This window comes from Komagataeibacter kakiaceti JCM 25156 (assembly GCF_000613305.1).
In genome coordinates, this window is record NZ_BAIO01000398.1 from 1 (window position 1) to 2197 (window position 2197).

The window sequence follows — 2197 nt, forward strand, 5'->3', positions numbered from 1 at the left end:
CCCCGCCGCCGGTGGGGTGCCGGCCTGCGCGGGCGGGGAGAGGGGCGGGAATTCCTCCATCTTCATGCGCAGCGAGCCAGCGGGGCCGTTGCCCAGCAGGTTGACGGATGTCGGGATCGGGAAGGCCACGCGTTCCTTCACCATGCGGGCCGAGAGACGGCTGTAATATTCACGGTAAACCTTCCATTTGGCGCCCGGCGCCGTGCGGATGGAACCCAGGAATTTCGAGCCGTTGCCATCCGCCTGCTCCACGCCCAGATAGGAGAAATCCGACTTGATCAGCGGGCCATAGACGCGGTCCTTGCGCATGATCGCCAGTTCATCCTGCAAGATGGCGGCGACACGGTGCGGGTTCTCCGACAGGTCAAGCATGAAGCTGACCACCACAAGGTTGTAGTCGCGCGACGTATTGGCGATGGACGTGACCGAGGAGAACGGGATGATGTGCAGATCCCCGTTCACCGCGCGCAGCCGCAGGGTGCGGATGGACAGATGTTCCACCGTGCCCGACACGCTGCCCGCCGTGACCCAGTCCCCCACCTGCATGGCGTTTTCCACCAGCATGAAGAAGCCGGTGATGAAGTCCTTGACCAGGCTTTGCGAACCGAAGGCGATGGCCGCACCCATGATGCCTGCACCTGTCAGCAGCGGGGCCACGTTGATGCCGATCTGGGACAGGGTGGTCACCGTCACGATGATGATGATGAAGGTCAGCAGCACCGTGCGGATGATCGGCAGCACCGTGCGCAGGCGTGTCGCGCGTGACGCCTGTTCCGAACTTTCAAACCGGGTGATCTGGTTCTGCAGCATGGCGTTGACGATTTCCCACACCATGATGGCGGTGGTGTAGGCGATCATGATCGTCAGCATCGCGCCGACGATCTTGGGGCCAAGCGAGCCATGCAGGAAGAACCGGATCGCGGGCAGCCCCCAGGACTGGAGCAGGAGCACCACGGTCACGAATGTCAGCAGCACGGACAGCGCGCGGCGGGCGATTGGGTAATAGTAGTCCACGCGGGCCTGAAGGCCGGGATAGCGTTTTTCCGTCTCGGCGGGCACATGGAAAATCCGGTTCTGCAGGCTGAACGCCAGAACGGACAATAGCCGCGCCGCCAGGATGACCACGATGGTGAGTGAGAGCGTGCGCAGGATCCACGCATAGCCGCCACGGATCTGCGTGGCCCAGACCAGCCAGAGCGCCAGATCGAAGAACATGGCCGGAATCCACCAGAACCGGACCATCCGGCCCACGAACAGCCAGAAAGGCTTCTGCTGCAACCGGGCCGAGGGCTGAAGTGCTGCGCCCACATGGTGGCGGATGCGCCAGATGAAGATCGCGACAAGGATATGCTCGATCAGCACCACGGCGCGGATGATGGCTTCCGTGCCGCGCGCGGGCATGGCGAACACGCTGCCCAGCGTGGACAGGCAGACCACGATGGAAGGGGCCGCGACAAGGAAGTTCCACCACCGCGTGACCATGCGCGCCGTGGCATCCGATGCGCTGCACAGGCGGATGGTGGGCGAATGCGGGACGAACACCGTCTCGAGCAGCAGGTAGATCACGCGGGCGATGACATAGGCGTTGGTCAGCGTGATCGTGACCATCGCGGCCTGGTTGGTGGAGGTCAGCACCGCCGAGCCGCCATAGCCCAGCCCCAGGAACAGGGCCACGGGCATCAGCTTGATCAGGAAATGCAGCAGCGAATACGGCACGCGCGTGATGATGCGCAGGGTCTCGTGCTGCTTGCGGTCATCCTGCTGGCGGGTCTGTTCGGTCTGCTGTTCGGCCTTCGCGTCCGCGCTGGAGGTGGGAGCCGCCGGGGGGGGCTGGTCTTCCTTGCGGTCCTCGGTGGTCAGGCGCTGGTTCAGCCGGGCCTCGGTCGCGACCGCGCGCGCGGTCACGGCGGCCAGCGGCTTGCGCATGGCGATGGACAGCGCGCGTTCGGCAACCAGCGCGAGGATGAAGATCAGGCCCGCTCGGCTGAGGGCGTCCAGCAGGATCCGGCGTGAATCCGCGTTCGACAGGATGGAGTGCACCCACCGCCCCACAAAGGCCAGATCCTTGAACAGCGCGATGAAATTCTGGCCCTGCTGCAGCGCGATGTCGCGCATGTGGGTCAGTTCGTTCATCGTTTCGCTGCTGATGCTGTCCGGCTCAAGCGAGACGTCGCTGCTGGCCGCGGCCGGTTTGGCG

1 protein-coding gene is annotated in these 2197 nt (G+C 64.6%); it reads right to left on the reverse strand.

The window, feature by feature from the left end:
• A partial coding sequence (locus JCM25156_RS14330) for a mechanosensitive ion channel domain-containing protein (protein ID WP_025813613.1) occupies window positions 1-2197 on the reverse strand: 2197 nt, incomplete at both ends.